Source organism: Tessaracoccus lapidicaptus (genome assembly GCF_001693815.1).
GTDB lineage: Bacteria > Actinomycetota > Actinomycetes > Propionibacteriales > Propionibacteriaceae > Arachnia > Arachnia lapidicapta.
The window spans coordinates 76,769-90,410 of sequence record NZ_MBQD01000001.1 but is presented as its reverse complement, the minus strand read 5'-3'; the positions used below and the strand labels follow the sequence as shown (position 1 = coordinate 90,410).

Here is a 13,642-nt window from a genome sequence, read left to right as displayed (position 1 = left end):
CATGGCGAAGACAGCACTCAAGGTCAAGCAGGCCCGCAAGCCGAAGTTCGGTGTGCGTGCCTACACCCGCTGCCAGAAGTGCGGCCGACCGCATTCGGTCTACCGCAAGTTCGGACTCTGCCGTATCTGCCTGCGCGAGATGGCCCATGCCGGCGAACTGCCCGGCGTGACCAAGTCGTCCTGGTGACCGGCTCCAGCACACCCACGAATTTCCAGTTGCGCGAGGTCCTGGACTCCAGGAAACCGGCGCGAGAAAGAGGCAACAAGTCATGACGATGACTGATCCGATCGCAGACATGCTGACGCGTCTGCGTAACGCCAACCAGGCGTACCAGGAGTCGACGACCATGCCGTCGTCGAAGATCAAGGTGGGAATCGCCGAGATCCTCAAGGCCAACGGTTACATCGCCAACTACGAGCAGACCGAGGTCGAGGGGCAGGTGGGCAAGGTCCTCAAGGTCACCCTCAAGTACGGCGACTCGCGTGAGCGGTCCATCGCCGGCCTGCGTCGAGTGAGCAAGCCCGGTCTGCGCGTCTACGCGAAGGCCACCGAACTGCCGAAGGTGCTCGGCGGTCTGGGTATCGCCATCATCTCGACGTCGCACGGCCTGTTGACCGACCGTGAAGCCAAGGCCAAGTCCGTGGGCGGCGAAGTACTCGCCTACGTCTGGTGACCGGGCGATAGGTAAGGAGAAACAGAAATGTCGCGTATTGGCAGGCTCCCCATCGCCATCCCGTCCGGTGTCGACGTGGCCCTCGATGGCCGCAAGGTCGATGTCAAGGGCCCCAAGGGCTCACTGACGCTCACCGTGGCCGAACCCATCTCGATCGAGAAGAACGAGGCAGGCCAGCTCGAGGTCAGCCGCCCGAACGACGAGCGCGAGAGCCGCTCGCTGCACGGGCTCACCCGCACGCTGGTCAACAACATGATCGTCGGGGTGACCGAGGGCTACGTCAAGAAGCTCGAGATCGTCGGCGTCGGTTACCGCGTGATCGCCAAGGGCCCGCAGCAGCTCGAGTTCGCGCTCGGCTTCTCGCACCCGGTGGTCATCGACGCCCCCGAGGGCATCACGTTCACCGTCGAGACCCCCACGCGCTTCAGCGTGGAGGGCATCGACAAGCAGCTCGTCGGTGAGACTGCGGCGAACATCCGCAAGCTCCGCAAGCCTGAGCCCTACAAGGGCAAGGGCGTCCGCTACGCGGGCGAGCACGTCCGCCGCAAGGCTGGAAAGGCTGGTAAGTAAGACATGGCCATCTCGCTCAGCAACTCCAAGACGCTGGCCCCCAAGGCGGCGTCCCGCGCCCGTCGGCAGCTGCGTGCCCGCAAGAAGATCAACGGGACGGCCGAGCGCCCCCGCCTGGTCGTCACGCGGTCCACGCGGCACCTCTTCGTGCAGGTGATCGACGACGTCCAGGGTCGTACCCTGGCGTCCGCCTCCACGATGGAAGCCGACCTGCGCGCTTTCGAGGCGGACAAGTCGGACAAGGCGCGCAAGGTCGGCGCCCTGATCGCCGAGCGCGCCAAGGCCGCCGGTGTCGAGCAGGTCGTCTTCGACCGTGCGGGCAACAAGTACCACGGGCGGATCGCGGCCCTGGCCGATGCCGCCCGCGAGGCCGGGCTCGGCTTCTAACACGACGAAAGGAAAGGTTTTTCACGATGAGTGAGACCCAGCAGCGCCGCGGTGGCGGCGCGACCGGTGAGCGTCGTGGCCGTGATGATCGTCGTGGCCAGGCTCCCAAGGAAGAAAGCAAGTACCTCGAGCGCGTGGTGACGATCAACCGCGTCGCCAAGGTGGTCCAGGGCGGTCGTCGCTTCAGCTTCACCGCGCTGGTCGTCGTCGGCGACGGCGAGGGCATGGTCGGCGTGGGCTACGGCAAGGCGAAGGAGGTGCCGGCCGCCATCGCCAAGGGTGTGGAGGAGGCCAAGAAGCACTTCTTCCGCGTGCCGCTGATCCAGCGGACCATCCCGCACCCCGTGCAGGGCGAGAAGGCCGCCGGCGTGGTCATGCTGCGCCCGGCGTCCCCGGGTACCGGTGTCATCGCCGGTGGTTCGGCTCGCGCGGTGCTCGAGTGCGCCGGCGTGCACGACGTGCTCGCCAAGTCGCTCGGCTCGTCCAACGCCATCAACGTGGTGCACGCCACCGTCGATGCGCTCAAGCAGCTCGAAATGCCGGAGTCCGTCGCCAAGCGTCGCGGCCTCCCGGTTGAGGACGTCGCCCCGGCGGCGCTCCTGCGAGCCGCGAAGGAAGAGGTGACGCACTGATGTCGAATCTGAAGATCACCCAGGCAAAGTCTGGGGTGGGTGGCAAGCAGAACCAGCGGGACACGCTGCGGACGCTCGGCCTCGGCAAGATCCGCTCCTCGGTCGTCCGTGAGGACACCCCCGAGGTCCGCGGCATGATCCGCGCCGTCGCCCACCTCGTTACCGTGGAAGAGGTGAAGTGAGATGTCGCTGAAGCTGCATCACCTGCGTCCCGCTCCGGGCGCGAAGACGGAGAAGACCCGCGTCGGTCGCGGTGAGGGCTCCAAGGGCAAGACCGCGGGTCGCGGTACGAAGGGCACCGGCGCGCGTAAGAACGTGCCGCAGAACTTCGAGGGCGGCCAGATGCCGATCCACATGCGCCTGCCGAAGCTGAAGGGGTTCAAGAACCCGTTCCGCGTCGAGTTCCAGGTCGTCAACGTGGGCCGCATCGCCGAGCTGTTCCCGCAGGGCGGGACGGTCGGCGTGGCTGAGCTCGTCGAGGCTGGGGCCGTGCGCTCCGGCCAGCTGGTCAAGGTGCTCGGCAACGGCGACGTCGACGTCAAGCTCGACGTGGCCGCACACTCGTTCTCCGGCTCCGCCAAGGCGAAGCTTGAGGCCGCGGGCGGTTCCGCCAAGCAGCTCTGACGAGCCGCACACGCACTACTCACCGAGGGGGTGGGTCCGGATCATCCGGGCCCACCCCCTCGGCGTCGTTGCGGCCACGCGAGCCGTACGCGCGGCTGTTTGGGCGCCGGTGCGCGCGCTTGGTAGGCTGCCCTGGTTGCCGTGTGCCCTGTGGGGCGCCCGTCGGCTGTGTTCCTCTCGAGATCGAAAGTAGGTCGGATGCTCTCCGCCTTGGCTAACGCGCTGAAGACCCCGGATCTTCGCCGGAAGATCCTCTTCACGCTGGGCATCATCGTCGTGTTCCGTCTGGGATCGACGGTCCCCTCGCCGAACGTGAACATCTCGCGCATCGACCAGTGTCTGGCGTTGGCGCAGCAGGGCGACGCGGCCGGCCTGTACTCGATGATCAACCTGTTCTCGGGCGGTGCGCTGCTGCAGCTGACGATCTTCGCGCTGGGCATCATGCCCTACATCACGGCGTCGATCATCCTGCAGCTGCTGACGGTCGTCATCCCGCGCCTGGAGGCCCTCAAGAAGGAGGGCGGCACCGGGCAGCAGAAGATCACCGAGTACACCCGCTACCTGACGCTGGTCCTCGCTGTCCTCAACGCCACCGCGTTCGTGACCCTGGCCCGCACCGGGCAGCTGTTCCAGGGCTGCGACGGCATCCTCTACTCCGATGAGCTGCTGCCGCTCATCACCATGGTGCTCGTCATGACGGCCGGCACCGGCATCATCATGTGGATGGGCGAGCTCATCACCGAGCGCGGCATCGGCAACGGCATGTCGATCCTCATCTTCACCCAGATCGCCGCCAGCTTCCCCTCGGGCCTGTGGTCCATCAAGCAGAGCCACCAGGGCGTGACGGGCTGGGTCCTGTTCTTCCTGGTCATCGGCATCGGCCTGCTGGTCATGCTCGGCATCATCTGGGTCGAGCAGGGGCAGCGCCGCATCCCGGTCCAGTACGCCAAGCGCATGGTCGGGCGCCGCCTCGTCGGCGGTTCCACGACCTACATCCCGCTCAAGGTCAACCAGTCCGGCGTCATCCCCGTCATCTTCGCCTCGTCGATCCTCTACCTGCCGGTGCTGTACTCGACGTTCCGGCCGGACGGTGCGGTGTCGCTGTGGATCCAGCAGAACTTCACCGGGCAGGGCTCCTACTCGTGGGTCTACAACCTCACGCAGTTCGTCCTGATCATCGCCTTCTGCTACTTCTACGTCTCGATCACCTTCAACCCCGAAGAGGTCTCGGACAACATGAAGAAGTACGGCGGCTTCATCCCGGGCATCCGCGCCGGCAAGCCGACCGAGCGGTACCTGGCGTATGTGCTGTCGCGGCTGACGGCGCCGGGCTCGCTGTACCTGGCGACCATCGCGCTGATCCCGACGATCGCGTTCATGGCGGTCGGTGCCCAGCAGAACTTCCCCTTCGGCGGGACCTCGATCCTCATCATCGTCGGCGTCGCGCTGGATACGGTCAAGAAGATCGAGAGCCAGCTGCAGCAGCGCAACTATGAAGGATTCCTGCGATGAGGCTGCTGATCATGGGGGCGCCGGGCGCGGGCAAGGGCACGCAGGCGACTGCGCTGGCCGAGCGGTACGGCGTTCCTGCGATCTCGACCGGCGACATCTTCCGTTACCACATCAAGAACCAGACACCCCTCGGCGTCAAGGTCAAGGCGATCATCGACGCCGGGGAATACGTCCCCGACGACGTGACCGAGGAGATCGTGGCGTCCCGCCTGGCGGAGCCGGACTGCGAGCCGGGCTTCCTGCTCGACGGGTTCCCGCGCACGATGCACCAGGTGCACTTCCTCGACCGTTACCTGGCCGAGCGCGGCCAGCAGCTCGACGCCGTGGTCTCGCTGCACGTCGAGCCGGAGGCCCTCGTCGAGCGGTTGCTCGCCCGTGCCGCGAAGGAGGGCCGGGCCGACGACAACTCGGACACCATCCGCCGCCGCATGGAGGTCTACGCCGGCCAGACGGCGCCCCTGCTCTTCCACTACGAGAACAAGGGTCTCCTGGTGGACGTGGAGGGCACCGGCTCCGTGGACGAGGTCCGCGAGCGCATGTTCCAGCTCGTGGACGCGCACACCGCGTGACGATCGAGGTCAAGACCGCGGAGCAGTTGCTCCTCATGCGCCGGGCCGGCCTGGTGGTGGCGGAGGGCCTAGCGGCGATGTGCGGGGCGGCGGCGGTCGGCGTGACCACCGGCGAGCTCGACGCCGTCGGCCGCGAGGTCCTCGCCCGCAATGGGGCCATCTCCTCGTTCCTCAACTACGGCGAGGACTGGGGCAACGGCTTCCCCGGCGTGGCGTGCATCTCCGTCAACGAGGAGCTCGTCCACGGCGTCCCGGGGGAGCGGGTCCTCCGTGACGGCGACGTGGTGTCCATCGATTTCGGCGCCATCGTCGAGGGCTGGCACGGCGACGCCGCCCGGACGATCATCGTGGGTACGCCCGACGAGGCGGACCTCGCGCTCATCGATGCCACGCGCGACGCCATGTGGGCGGGCGCCTTGGCGATGCGGCCGGAGGGCCGGGTCGGCGACGTGTCGCGGGCCATCGAGGAGCACGTCAAGTCGCTGCCGCGCCGCTACGGCACGCTCAAGGAGTACACCGGTCACGGGATCGGCTCCGAGATGCACATGGAGCCCGATGTGCCGAACTGGCACCGGCGCCGACCCACGCCCCGGCTCACGGTCGGCATGGCGTTGGCCATCGAGCCGATGCTCACCCGGGGCCTGCACCAGACCCTCGAACTCGACGACGGCTGGACCGTGATCAGTCGGGACGGCTCCCGCGGGGCGCACTGGGAGAACACCGTCGCCATCACCGAACGCGGTCTGTGGGTGCTCACGGAGCCTGACGGCGGCGAGGCGTCGCTCGGCGACCGCTTCGATCCACTCGCGGACTGAGCGCGCCGGTTGCGGCCGGCCGTATGCTGGGTGCCATGGCGCTTCCTCCGTCCTCGAAGTACCTCCAGCGCGCGGGTGACCCCGTCGACGAGGTCGAGCGCGAGTCCATCACCTCCCGGCTGAACGGCGCCTTCGCCGACGGCCGGATCACCCACGACGAGTACGCGCACGCCATGGATGTCGTCTACGACGCGCGGACCCTCGGCGATCTCGTGCCCGTGGTCGAGCGGCTGCCCGCGGCCGCCACGTCCGTGCCCGCGATCGTCGAGCAGAGCGGTCCCCCCGCCGGCAATGTGACGACGACGCGGGACCTTGTGCCGTTGGCCATCGGCGCGGGCGTGGTCGGGGTCACCCTGACCGCGGTCCTGCTGCTGCTCGTCGTCCTGCTGTTCCTCTGAGCCGGCTCCACCGGCTGACGATGAGGCGACCGATGATGTGGCAGGCGACCCCGGGCCCCGCCGATGACGCGGCGGTGCCCCGGCACGCCGCGGAGCCGGTCACTGCCGCGCCGCCGGTGGCGATCCGGGTCGGGGCCGCGGCGGTCTCGCTGACGGTGGTGGCCGCCCTGGCCGTCGTCGGCTGGTCGGTGGTCACCGGCAGCCCTCGCCAGGCGGCCGAGCCGGCACGGCCGCCCTCCGCGACACCGTCCGCGTCGCCCAGCGTCAGCCCCGCGCCAGGGCCGGACGAGTGGCGGCTCCCGGAGCGGACCTGGGCTCCGCTACCGCCGGCCGATCCGGCCTCCCCGCTGTACGGGGCGCAGAGCACGGCACTCGACGCCCTGAGCCCCGTCGCGCTGGAGGGCTGCCCGACGCCCACCGCACCCGTGGGGGAGGAGCAGTGGCGGCTCGCCGTCGCGCAGCAGTGGACCTGTGTCCACGCGTCGTGGGCCCCCGTGTTCGCCCAGCTGGGCTGGCCGGCGGACCAACCGGCGCTCGAGTTCTTCGCGGGGGAGGGCACCGACAGCGATTGCGGCTACCTCGAGGCGCCGGCGTTCTACTGCGCCTCCGGGTCCGGCCACGTCTACTTCGGCGACGGGCACTACGCGATGGCCACCGCCTGGGTCCTGTCGGTCAACGAGATGGTCAACCACGAGTACGGGCACCACCTGCAGCATCTGTCCGGCGTGACGGCGGCGAAGCTGCAGTCTCCGCACAGCGCAGAACTGGAGCGGCGGGCCGAGCTGCAGGCGACCTGCTGGGCGGCCACCATGACCATGCACAACACCGCGCTGGCCTTCGACGACGCCGCGCTGGCCTCCTGGATGGCGCGCCTGGACACCATGCTCGTCGACGGCGTGCACGGGTCCCGGGAGTCGATCCGCTATTGGGGCACTCGCGGCCTCTATGCGGAGACGCTGGGTGACTGCAACACGTGGGTGGTGGCGGCCGACGCGGTCGACTGAATCAGTGGCGGGCCCCCGCGTCGGACGCGAGCGCGAACGTGCCCCGGGCCCGACGCACTCCCTGCACCGGGTGGTCGGGCAGGAGCTCGGCCAGGAAGCCGTAGTCGCGCAGGAGGTAGGCGGCCTTGAGGTCGCCGCCCGTGGCCCGGGCCGAGGTGAGGCGCCACCAGTCGGTGATGTCGCCCCAGCCGGGTGCGGCGAGCGACCCGCCGAACTGACGCACCGCCAGTGACGAGCTCAGGCTGGCGAACCGCAGACGGTGTTCCAGGGGCCATCCGGCCAGGGTCCCCAGGATGATCGAGGCGGCGAAGACGTCTCCGGCGCCGGTGGGATCGATGGCGTCAACGGCGACCGCCGGGCAGTACGCCTCCTCGCCCGTCGCCTGGTCGATGGCGAACGACCCGTGGACCCCGTCGGTGACGACGGCCAGCGGGACCCGCTCGGCGAGGCGCCGAACCGCGTCGGTGGGCCGGTCAGTGCGCGTGTAGTGCATCGCCTCGACGGCGTTGGGGGTGAAGGCGTGGCAGTCGTCGAGCAGTCGCAGCACCGCCTGGTCCCACACCCCCGTGTCGTCGAAGCCCACGTCGGCGAAGACCAGCGACCCGCGCTCCTTGAGGGTGTGCCACCAGGACCCGCCCTCCTTGAGGTCGACGGCCACCGCGCGGGCGGCGGGCGCGGCCAGGAGCGCAGGTTCCAGGGACTCGGGGAGCGGATGCATGTGCGTGACCATGCTGCGGTCGTCGGCGTAGGCCATCGACACCGTCAGCGCGGAGTGGAAGTTGGGGAACCGCCGCGAGGCGCTGAGATCGATCCGCTCCTGCCCGCTCAGGGTGTCCCACATCCAGTCGGCGTACGTGTCGTCCCCGAACCCCGCCACCAGGCCGGTGCGCAGCCCGAGCCGGGCGGTGGCGGTCGCCAGGTTGGCGATCCCGCCCGGGCAGGACCCCATGCCGGCGCTGTACAGCTCCTCGCCGGGCAGCGGGAGGCGGGGGAGGCCGGTGAAGATCAGGTCGAAGAAGATGGTGCCCGTGGTGAGGACGTCCAGCGGCGGATCCCCGGCCGAGCGCTGAGCCTCGAGCGGGTCCCACGGGGAGCACTCGGCGCAGACGGGGACCTCGTCGTGCGTGTGGTCGTGGTCAGTCATTCCTGGGCCGCCCCTTCCAGCATGCCGGTGATGAAGTAGCGCTGGAGCAGCAGGAAGACGACGATGATGGGCGCGGCGATGATGACGCCCGCGGCCGCGATCAGCGCGTTGTCGGCGGTGTACTGCCCCTTGAAGATGGCCAGCCCGAGCGGGGCGGTGCGCCACTGGGCGCCGGGGCTCATGATCAGCGGGATGAGGAACTCGTTCCACGTCCACATGAACATCAGCACGGCCACGGTCGCGATCGACGGCAGCGACGGCGGGACGACCACGCGCCACAGCGTCCGCATCCCGCCGGCGCCGTCGATGGCAGCCGCCTCGACGAGGTTGGGGGGCAGCGCCCGGAACTGGGCGCGCATCCAGAACGTCCCGAAGGCCACGGACTGGGCGATCTGCGGGAACGCCACCGCCCAGATGGTGTCGGTCAGGCCCAGCGTCCGCAGGTCGAAGAACAGCGGGATGACGATGGCCTCGGCGGGCACCATGAGCCCGAGCAGGAACAGGTAGAACAGGACGGTCGACCCCGGGAAGCGCATGGTCCCGAACGCGTAGCCCGCCAGGATCGACAGCGTCAGCGCCACGGTGACGACCAGGGCTGCGACAAGGAGCGACCGGGTGAGGGCCGCCCCGAAATCGCCGATCCGCCACGCGTCGGCGATGTTGGTCCAGTGGGGCCCCGGCTCCGTCACGCCGTTCTGGGGCCCCAGGGCGGTGAGCGCGATCGTCAGGATGGGGAACAGCGCGTAGGCCGCGAACAGCACCAGGATGACGTAGTTGAGGACCTTCTCGCCCGTGCCGACCCTCATCGCCCGACCACCCGCTCCTCGCCGATGCGCGAGATGACCACGTTGATGCCGAACACGAGCACCGTCAGGACGATCGCGACGGCCGACGCCGAGCCGACCTCCTTGAGGTTGAACGCCCGGTTGTACACCTCATACGAGGGCACCGTCGTGGCGGTTCCCGGGCCGCCCGACGTCGTGACGTAGACGAGGTCGAACGTCTTCAGCGCCGCGATGATCGTGAGCACCAGGGCTGTGGTGATCTCCGCCTTGACGCTCGGCAGGCTGATGGCGAAGAACTCGCGCACCGGCCCGGCGCCGTCGAGCCGCGCCGCCTCGTAGAGGTCGTTGGGGATCCTGCCCATCCCGGCGAGGAGGAGCAGCATGACGAGGCCGGTCGAGAGCCAGAAGCCGATCATGCCGACGGCGGGCAGGGCGAGGTTCGGATCCCCCAGCCAGCCGCGGGCCAGTTCACCGAGCCCGAGTGCTCGCAGCACGTCGTTGAGCAGGCCCGTCGGAGAGTAGATCTGGTGCCACGCGACGGCGACGACCACCAGGGCGATCACCTGCGGCATGAAGATCACGACGCGGAAGAAGCCGAGGCCACGGACGCGACCGCGGCGCAGGATGGCCGCCAGTACCAGCCCGACGACGAGCGGCAGGATCGAGTAGAAGACGATCAGCGTCAGCGCGTGGCCGACGGCGTCGCGGAAGCGCCGGTCTCCGAGCAGATCGACGTAGTTACCGGGCCCGACGAACTCGGAGGGCCCGAAGCCGGGCCAGTCATAGAGCGAGAACTGACCGGCCCGGATCAGGGGATACAACAGGAAGAGTCCGTAGACCAGGAACGCGGGCAGGACGTAGAGGTACGGCGTCATCCGGCGGTGGATGACGGCCGACGGCCTAACCCGCCTCCTGGCGTCAGCCACCGACGAACGCCTGGTAGTCGGCCTCGAAGTCCGCCAGGACGTCCTGGGCGGACTTCTGGCCGCCCAGCACCTCCTGCAGGCCGGTGCCGGCGGTGTCGCTGAACGTCGGTGTCGCGTAGTCGAGGTAGGGCAACAGCGTGCCTTCCTGCGAGACGGTGTCGAACGCCTCGTAGATGTCCTTCTGCACCCCGGACTCGGGCGCGAGTTCCGCGGTCCGCAGCACGGGCATGCCGCCGTTGTCGGCGATGATCTGCATCGCCTCCTCGCTGGTGATGAAGTCGATGTAGGCCGCAGCGGCCGCGACGTTCTTGGCCTTGGCGGGGATCGAGAAGGGGATGCCGGTGCCGCCGGTGGTGGCGAGCTTCCCGTCGACGGCCGGGGGAGGGGGCATGAAGCGCAGGTCCTCGCCCATCACGGCCTCCATGTCGGTGGCCAGCCAGGAGCCGCCCGGCAGGAAGACGCCGGTGCCCTGCGTGAACTCCGTCCACGCCGGGTCGTAGTCGAGTCCGTTGGGGGAGGTGCCGAAGTAGCCCTCGGTGCCCCACGTGGCGAACTGCTCCATGGCGGCCACGTTCGCCTCATCGGTCCAGGTGGCGCCCGCGTTGCCCATTCCGAGCTGCACGATGGTCTCCGGCTCGACGTAGTGCGCCTGCAGCGGCCCGAAGACGTGAAGCGCCGGCCATTTCTCGATGTTGCCGAGCACCATCGGCTGCTCGCCGGCGGCCTTGGCCTCGTCGAGCAGCGCCAGGTAGTCCTCCCACGTCGCGGGCGCTTCGGCGCCGAGCGCGTCGAGCTTCTTCTGGGAGTAGAACAGCCCCACGATCTCGCCCGTCTGCGGCAGTCCGTAGAGGTTGCCCTCGCCGAACGTGGTCGCGTCGCCCGAGTAGCGGACCTTGCTCAGCACCGACGCCGGGAAGCGGTCCTCCCAGCCGTACTGGGCGGCGTAGGGGGTGAGATCCACGAGCTGACCGGCCTTGACGAACTGCCCCATGTCACCGCGAGCGTTGTTGACCTGCACCACGTCCGGGACGTCGTTGCCGCTGAGTGCCAGCGACACCTGAGCCTTGAGGTCGTCGAACGACTGGCTCGTCCGGTTCACCGTGATGTTGGGGTACTTCTCCTCGAAGGCGGCGATCAGTGCGACGAGGGCGTCGTTCTGGCTCCCGCGCACCTCCTGGTCCCAGACGACCAGCTCGACGTCGCCGAGCTCGGCCGGGTCGGTGACCTCGGGCGCCGCGCCGGTGGCGCTGCCGGAGGCGCTGGGGACCGACTCGCCCGGGGCGCACGCCGAGACGACGGCGGCCCCGGCCAGGCCGGCGCCGAGCAGCAGGCGACGACGGGTGATCGGGTGAAGCTTCATGGTCCCTCCTCGGACATCGATATGCGCGATTCTGCCACGACATGCATGGACTTGATCGGTGTCGAGTACATTTTGTGTCCTAGCAAGGGGGAGCGACATGTTGACCGACGTGCGGCACCAGCAGATGGCGGACCTCGTCCGCCGTCGCGGGGCGCTGTCGGTGCAGGAGGCCGCCCGGCACTTCGGCGTGTCGCAGGCGACCGCGCGGCGCGATCTGGATCAGCTGGCCGAGCGCGGCCAACTCGACCGGGTGCGCGGCGGCGCCCGCGCGCCGCGCCACCACATCAGGCCGGAGGCCGACGCGGCGGCCTTCGCCGTCGTGGCCGAGCAGGAGACCGTCGAGAAGCGGGCCATCGGTCGGCGGGCGGCGTCCCTCGTCCGCGACGGCGACGTGGTGGCCCTCGACATCGGGACCACGGTCTTCGCCATGTGCGAGCATCTCCGCGACCGCGACATCACCGTCGTCACCGCCTCACTGGCCGTCGTCCGTGCGCTCGCGGCCGCGCCGCGGATCGACCTGGTCGTCATGGGTGGCGTGCTGCGCCCGAACTACGAGTCGCTGGTCGGCGTCCTCACCGAGTCCTGTCTCCGGCAGGTCCGCGTCGACATCGCCTTCCTCGGCGCCTCGGGTGTGCGCCACGACGGCGCGGTCCTGGACTCCACGCCGAGCGAGGTGCCCGTCAAGCGCGCCATGATCGACATCGCGACGCGCGCCTGGCTGCTCGCGGACCACGCGAAGTTCCCCGGCATCGGGTTCCTCGAGGTCGCCCCGGTGTCCGCCTTCGCCGGCCTGGTCACGGACCGGGCCCCCCTGCCCACTGACCTGGCACTGTCCCCGGACTCCGACCTGGAGGTCGTCATCGCATGAAACTCGTCATCCTCGGCGGCGGTGGATTCCGCGTCCCGCTCGTCTACGACGCCGTCGCCACCAACGCGCTCGCCGCGGCCGGGCGGCCCGCCGTCGACATCCGGGAGATCGTGTTGCACGACGCGTCGCCCGAGCGGCTCGACGCCATCGCGCGCGTCATCGCCGAGCGCTCCCGGCAGCTGGACCGCCCGCCGGCCGTGCGCGTCACCACGGACCTGCGCGACGCGCTGCGCGGGGCGCACTTCGTTTTCGCCGCCGTCCGCGTCGGTGGAGCGGAGGGGCGCATCGCGGACGAGAGGGTCGCGCTCGACCTCGGCCTCCTCGGCCAGGAGACCATCGGCCCCGGCGGCCTGGCCTACGCCCTGCGCACCATCCCGGTGATGCGCCAGGTGGCCGAGACGATCGCCGATGTCGCGCCCGAGGCCTGGACCATCAACTTCACCAACCCCGCCGGCATCGTCACCGAGGTGATGCGCGGCGTGCTGGGGGACCGGGTGGTCGGCATCTGCGACACCCCCATCGGGCTCGTCCGTCGCGTGTCGCGCCTGCTCGGCGTCTCACTCGAACACGACCGGGACCGCGTGGCCTACGACTACGTCGGCCTCAACCACCTCGGCTGGCTGCGCTCGGTGACGGTCGACGGCGTGGACCGCCTGCCGGAGATCCTCGCCTCGGACGACCTGCTCGACCACATCGAGGAGGCTCGCCTCATCGGCGAGGACTGGGTGCGAGCAGTCGGAGCCCTCCCCAACGAGTACCTCTACTACTACTGGAAGACCGACGAGGCGATCGCGGCCATCAGCGCGGCGGCCCAGACCCGTGGCCAGTTCCTGCACGCCCAACAGGGCCGCTTCTACGACGACGCAGCGTGCTGCGCCTCGCCCCTCGACTCGTGGCGGGCCGCTCTCCACGAGCGCGAGGCCACCTACATGGCGGAGGCCCGCGGCGGGGCTGAGGAGCGGCGTGAGGAGGACGTGGCCGGCGGGGGATACCAGGAGGTGGCGCTGCGCCTCATGACGGCCCTCGCCACCGGGGAGCCCGAGCGCATGATCCTCGATGTCGGCAACGGCGCCCCCGGCGGGCGAATCATCCCGGAACTGCCCGATGACCTGGTGGTCGAGGTCGGCTGCGTCGTCGACGGCGACGGAGTGCACCCGCAGCCGGTCGCGCCCGTCACCCTGCCGCAGCTGGCTCAGATGACGGCCGTGCGCGCCTCCGAGCGGGCCATCGCCCAGGCGGCGCTCACCGGTAGCCGGGAGCGCGCCTGGGAGGGGTTCTCCATCCACCCCCTGGTGTCGTCGCCGCGTCTGGGCCGGCAGCTGGTGGACGGCTATGCCGCGGCGCACCCGGCCATCGACCGACTGCTGCGCTGAG

At 69.7% G+C, this 13,642-nt stretch carries 18 protein-coding genes; 14 read left to right on the top strand and 4 right to left on the bottom strand.

Features of this window, described 5'->3' with window-relative positions:
- Position 1: 1 nt before the first annotated feature.
- From BCR15_RS00470 to BCR15_RS00415, 12 genes are all read left to right on the top strand, one after another.
- Positions 2 to 187, top strand: a complete 186-nt coding sequence (locus BCR15_RS00470) for a type Z 30S ribosomal protein S14 (protein ID WP_068749473.1) — start codon at positions 2 to 4, stop codon at positions 185 to 187.
- Between the two features lie 82 nt (positions 188 to 269).
- Entirely contained in the window at positions 270 to 674 is a 405-nt protein-coding gene (gene rpsH, locus BCR15_RS00465; RefSeq protein WP_068749472.1) for a 30S ribosomal protein S8, read from the top strand.
- Between the two features lie 27 nt (positions 675 to 701).
- A complete protein-coding gene (gene rplF / locus BCR15_RS00460; RefSeq protein WP_068749471.1) occupies positions 702 to 1,244 on the top strand; it encodes a 50S ribosomal protein L6 in 543 nt (180 codons plus the stop codon).
- A 3-nt stretch (positions 1,245 to 1,247) separates the two neighbouring features.
- Positions 1,248 to 1,631, top strand: a complete 384-nt coding sequence (rplR, locus tag BCR15_RS00455; protein WP_068749470.1) for a 50S ribosomal protein L18 — start codon at positions 1,248 to 1,250, stop codon at positions 1,629 to 1,631.
- A gap of 26 nt (positions 1,632 to 1,657) precedes the next feature.
- A complete protein-coding gene (gene rpsE / locus BCR15_RS00450) occupies positions 1,658 to 2,263 on the top strand; it encodes a 30S ribosomal protein S5 (RefSeq protein WP_068749469.1) in 606 nt (201 codons plus the stop codon).
- Positions 2,263 to 2,445, top strand: coding sequence for a 50S ribosomal protein L30 (gene rpmD / locus BCR15_RS00445; protein WP_068749468.1), 183 nt, complete (start codon positions 2,263 to 2,265; stop codon positions 2,443 to 2,445). Before rpsE ends, rpmD begins: the two co-directional genes overlap by 1 nt.
- A gap of 1 nt (position 2,446) precedes the next feature.
- Entirely contained in the window at positions 2,447 to 2,887 is a 441-nt protein-coding gene (gene rplO, locus BCR15_RS00440) for a 50S ribosomal protein L15 (protein WP_068749467.1), read from the top strand.
- Between the two features lie 198 nt (positions 2,888 to 3,085).
- On the top strand, positions 3,086 to 4,399 hold the full coding sequence (gene secY, locus BCR15_RS00435; protein WP_068749466.1) for a preprotein translocase subunit SecY: 1,314 nt from the start codon (positions 3,086 to 3,088) through the stop codon (positions 4,397 to 4,399).
- The gene (locus tag BCR15_RS00430; protein WP_068749465.1) at positions 4,396 to 4,968 is read left to right on the top strand and encodes an adenylate kinase; all 573 of its coding nucleotides are present in this window, start codon (positions 4,396 to 4,398) and stop codon (positions 4,966 to 4,968) included. Before secY ends, BCR15_RS00430 begins: the two co-directional genes overlap by 4 nt.
- Entirely contained in the window at positions 4,965 to 5,783 is an 819-nt protein-coding gene (gene map, locus BCR15_RS00425) for a type I methionyl aminopeptidase (protein ID WP_078920181.1), read from the top strand. The genes BCR15_RS00430 and map overlap by 4 nt, the downstream gene beginning before the upstream one ends.
- Positions 5,784 to 5,818: 35 nt before the next feature.
- Positions 5,819 to 6,181: a DUF1707 SHOCT-like domain-containing protein gene (locus BCR15_RS00420; RefSeq protein ID WP_068749464.1), complete on the top strand. Its 363-nt coding sequence runs from the start codon at positions 5,819 to 5,821 to the stop codon at positions 6,179 to 6,181.
- Between the two features lie 32 nt (positions 6,182 to 6,213).
- Positions 6,214 to 7,185 carry a neutral zinc metallopeptidase gene (locus BCR15_RS00415; protein WP_068749463.1) on the top strand — a complete coding sequence of 324 codons (972 nt, stop codon included), beginning with the start codon at positions 6,214 to 6,216 and terminating at the stop codon, positions 7,183 to 7,185.
- Position 7,186: 1 nt separating this feature from the next.
- On the opposite strand, the gene BCR15_RS00410 is transcribed toward BCR15_RS00415, so the two are convergent.
- Genes BCR15_RS00410 through BCR15_RS00395 form a run of 4 tightly spaced genes read right to left on the bottom strand, consistent with a single transcriptional unit; the run spans position 7,187 to position 11,400 of the window.
- Positions 7,187 to 8,329 carry a carbohydrate kinase family protein gene (locus BCR15_RS00410; RefSeq protein WP_068749462.1) on the bottom strand — a complete coding sequence of 381 codons (1,143 nt, stop codon included), beginning with the start codon at positions 8,327 to 8,329 and terminating at the stop codon, positions 7,187 to 7,189.
- Positions 8,326 to 9,135, bottom strand: coding sequence for a carbohydrate ABC transporter permease (locus BCR15_RS00405; protein WP_068749461.1), 810 nt, complete (start codon positions 9,133 to 9,135; stop codon positions 8,326 to 8,328). The genes BCR15_RS00410 and BCR15_RS00405 overlap by 4 nt, the downstream gene beginning before the upstream one ends.
- Positions 9,132 to 9,989 carry a carbohydrate ABC transporter permease gene (locus BCR15_RS00400; RefSeq protein ID WP_068749460.1) on the bottom strand — a complete coding sequence of 286 codons (858 nt, stop codon included), beginning with the start codon at positions 9,987 to 9,989 and terminating at the stop codon, positions 9,132 to 9,134. Before BCR15_RS00400 ends, BCR15_RS00405 begins: the two co-directional genes overlap by 4 nt.
- Before the next feature lie 43 nt (positions 9,990 to 10,032).
- Positions 10,033 to 11,400, bottom strand: coding sequence for an extracellular solute-binding protein (locus BCR15_RS00395; protein WP_068749459.1), 1,368 nt, complete (start codon positions 11,398 to 11,400; stop codon positions 10,033 to 10,035).
- Positions 11,401 to 11,497: 97 nt separating this feature from the next.
- Here BCR15_RS00395 and BCR15_RS00390 point away from each other — a divergent pair, with 97 nt between their 5' ends.
- Together BCR15_RS00390 and BCR15_RS00385 are read left to right on the top strand one after the other, a co-directional pair.
- Positions 11,498 to 12,268, top strand: coding sequence for a DeoR/GlpR family DNA-binding transcription regulator (locus BCR15_RS00390; RefSeq protein ID WP_068749458.1), 771 nt, complete (start codon positions 11,498 to 11,500; stop codon positions 12,266 to 12,268).
- Complete coding sequence (locus tag BCR15_RS00385; RefSeq protein WP_068749457.1) at positions 12,265 to 13,641, top strand: family 4 glycosyl hydrolase; 1,377 nt, start codon at positions 12,265 to 12,267, stop codon at positions 13,639 to 13,641. The genes BCR15_RS00390 and BCR15_RS00385 overlap by 4 nt, the downstream gene beginning before the upstream one ends.
- Position 13,642 lies beyond the last annotated feature (1 nt).

Bases quoted from the DNA above. Each gene is read 5' to 3' on its own strand.
- BCR15_RS00470 (WP_068749473.1), top strand. From the start codon at position 2: ATGGCGAAGACAGCACTCAAGGTCAAGCAGGCCCGCAAGCCGAAGTTC.
- rpsH (WP_068749472.1), top strand. From the start codon at position 270: ATGACGATGACTGATCCGATCGCAGACATGCTGACGCGTCTGCGTAAC.
- rplF (WP_068749471.1), top strand. From the start codon at position 702: ATGTCGCGTATTGGCAGGCTCCCCATCGCCATCCCGTCCGGTGTCGAC.
- rplR (WP_068749470.1), top strand. From the start codon at position 1,248: ATGGCCATCTCGCTCAGCAACTCCAAGACGCTGGCCCCCAAGGCGGCG.
- rpsE (WP_068749469.1), top strand. From the start codon at position 1,658: ATGAGTGAGACCCAGCAGCGCCGCGGTGGCGGCGCGACCGGTGAGCGT.
- rpmD (WP_068749468.1), top strand. From the start codon at position 2,263: ATGTCGAATCTGAAGATCACCCAGGCAAAGTCTGGGGTGGGTGGCAAG.
- rplO (WP_068749467.1), top strand. From the start codon at position 2,447: ATGTCGCTGAAGCTGCATCACCTGCGTCCCGCTCCGGGCGCGAAGACG.
- secY (WP_068749466.1), top strand. From the start codon at position 3,086: ATGCTCTCCGCCTTGGCTAACGCGCTGAAGACCCCGGATCTTCGCCGG.
- BCR15_RS00430 (WP_068749465.1), top strand. From the start codon at position 4,396: ATGAGGCTGCTGATCATGGGGGCGCCGGGCGCGGGCAAGGGCACGCAG.
- BCR15_RS00420 (WP_068749464.1), top strand. From the start codon at position 5,819: ATGGCGCTTCCTCCGTCCTCGAAGTACCTCCAGCGCGCGGGTGACCCC.
- BCR15_RS00415 (WP_068749463.1), top strand. From the start codon at position 6,214: ATGATGTGGCAGGCGACCCCGGGCCCCGCCGATGACGCGGCGGTGCCC.
- BCR15_RS00410 (WP_068749462.1), bottom strand. From the start codon at position 8,329: ATGACTGACCACGACCACACGCACGACGAGGTCCCCGTCTGCGCCGAG.
- BCR15_RS00405 (WP_068749461.1), bottom strand. From the start codon at position 9,135: ATGAGGGTCGGCACGGGCGAGAAGGTCCTCAACTACGTCATCCTGGTG.
- BCR15_RS00400 (WP_068749460.1), bottom strand. From the start codon at position 9,989: ATGACGCCGTACCTCTACGTCCTGCCCGCGTTCCTGGTCTACGGACTC.
- BCR15_RS00395 (WP_068749459.1), bottom strand. From the start codon at position 11,400: ATGAAGCTTCACCCGATCACCCGTCGTCGCCTGCTGCTCGGCGCCGGC.
- BCR15_RS00390 (WP_068749458.1), top strand. From the start codon at position 11,498: ATGTTGACCGACGTGCGGCACCAGCAGATGGCGGACCTCGTCCGCCGT.
- BCR15_RS00385 (WP_068749457.1), top strand. From the start codon at position 12,265: ATGAAACTCGTCATCCTCGGCGGCGGTGGATTCCGCGTCCCGCTCGTC.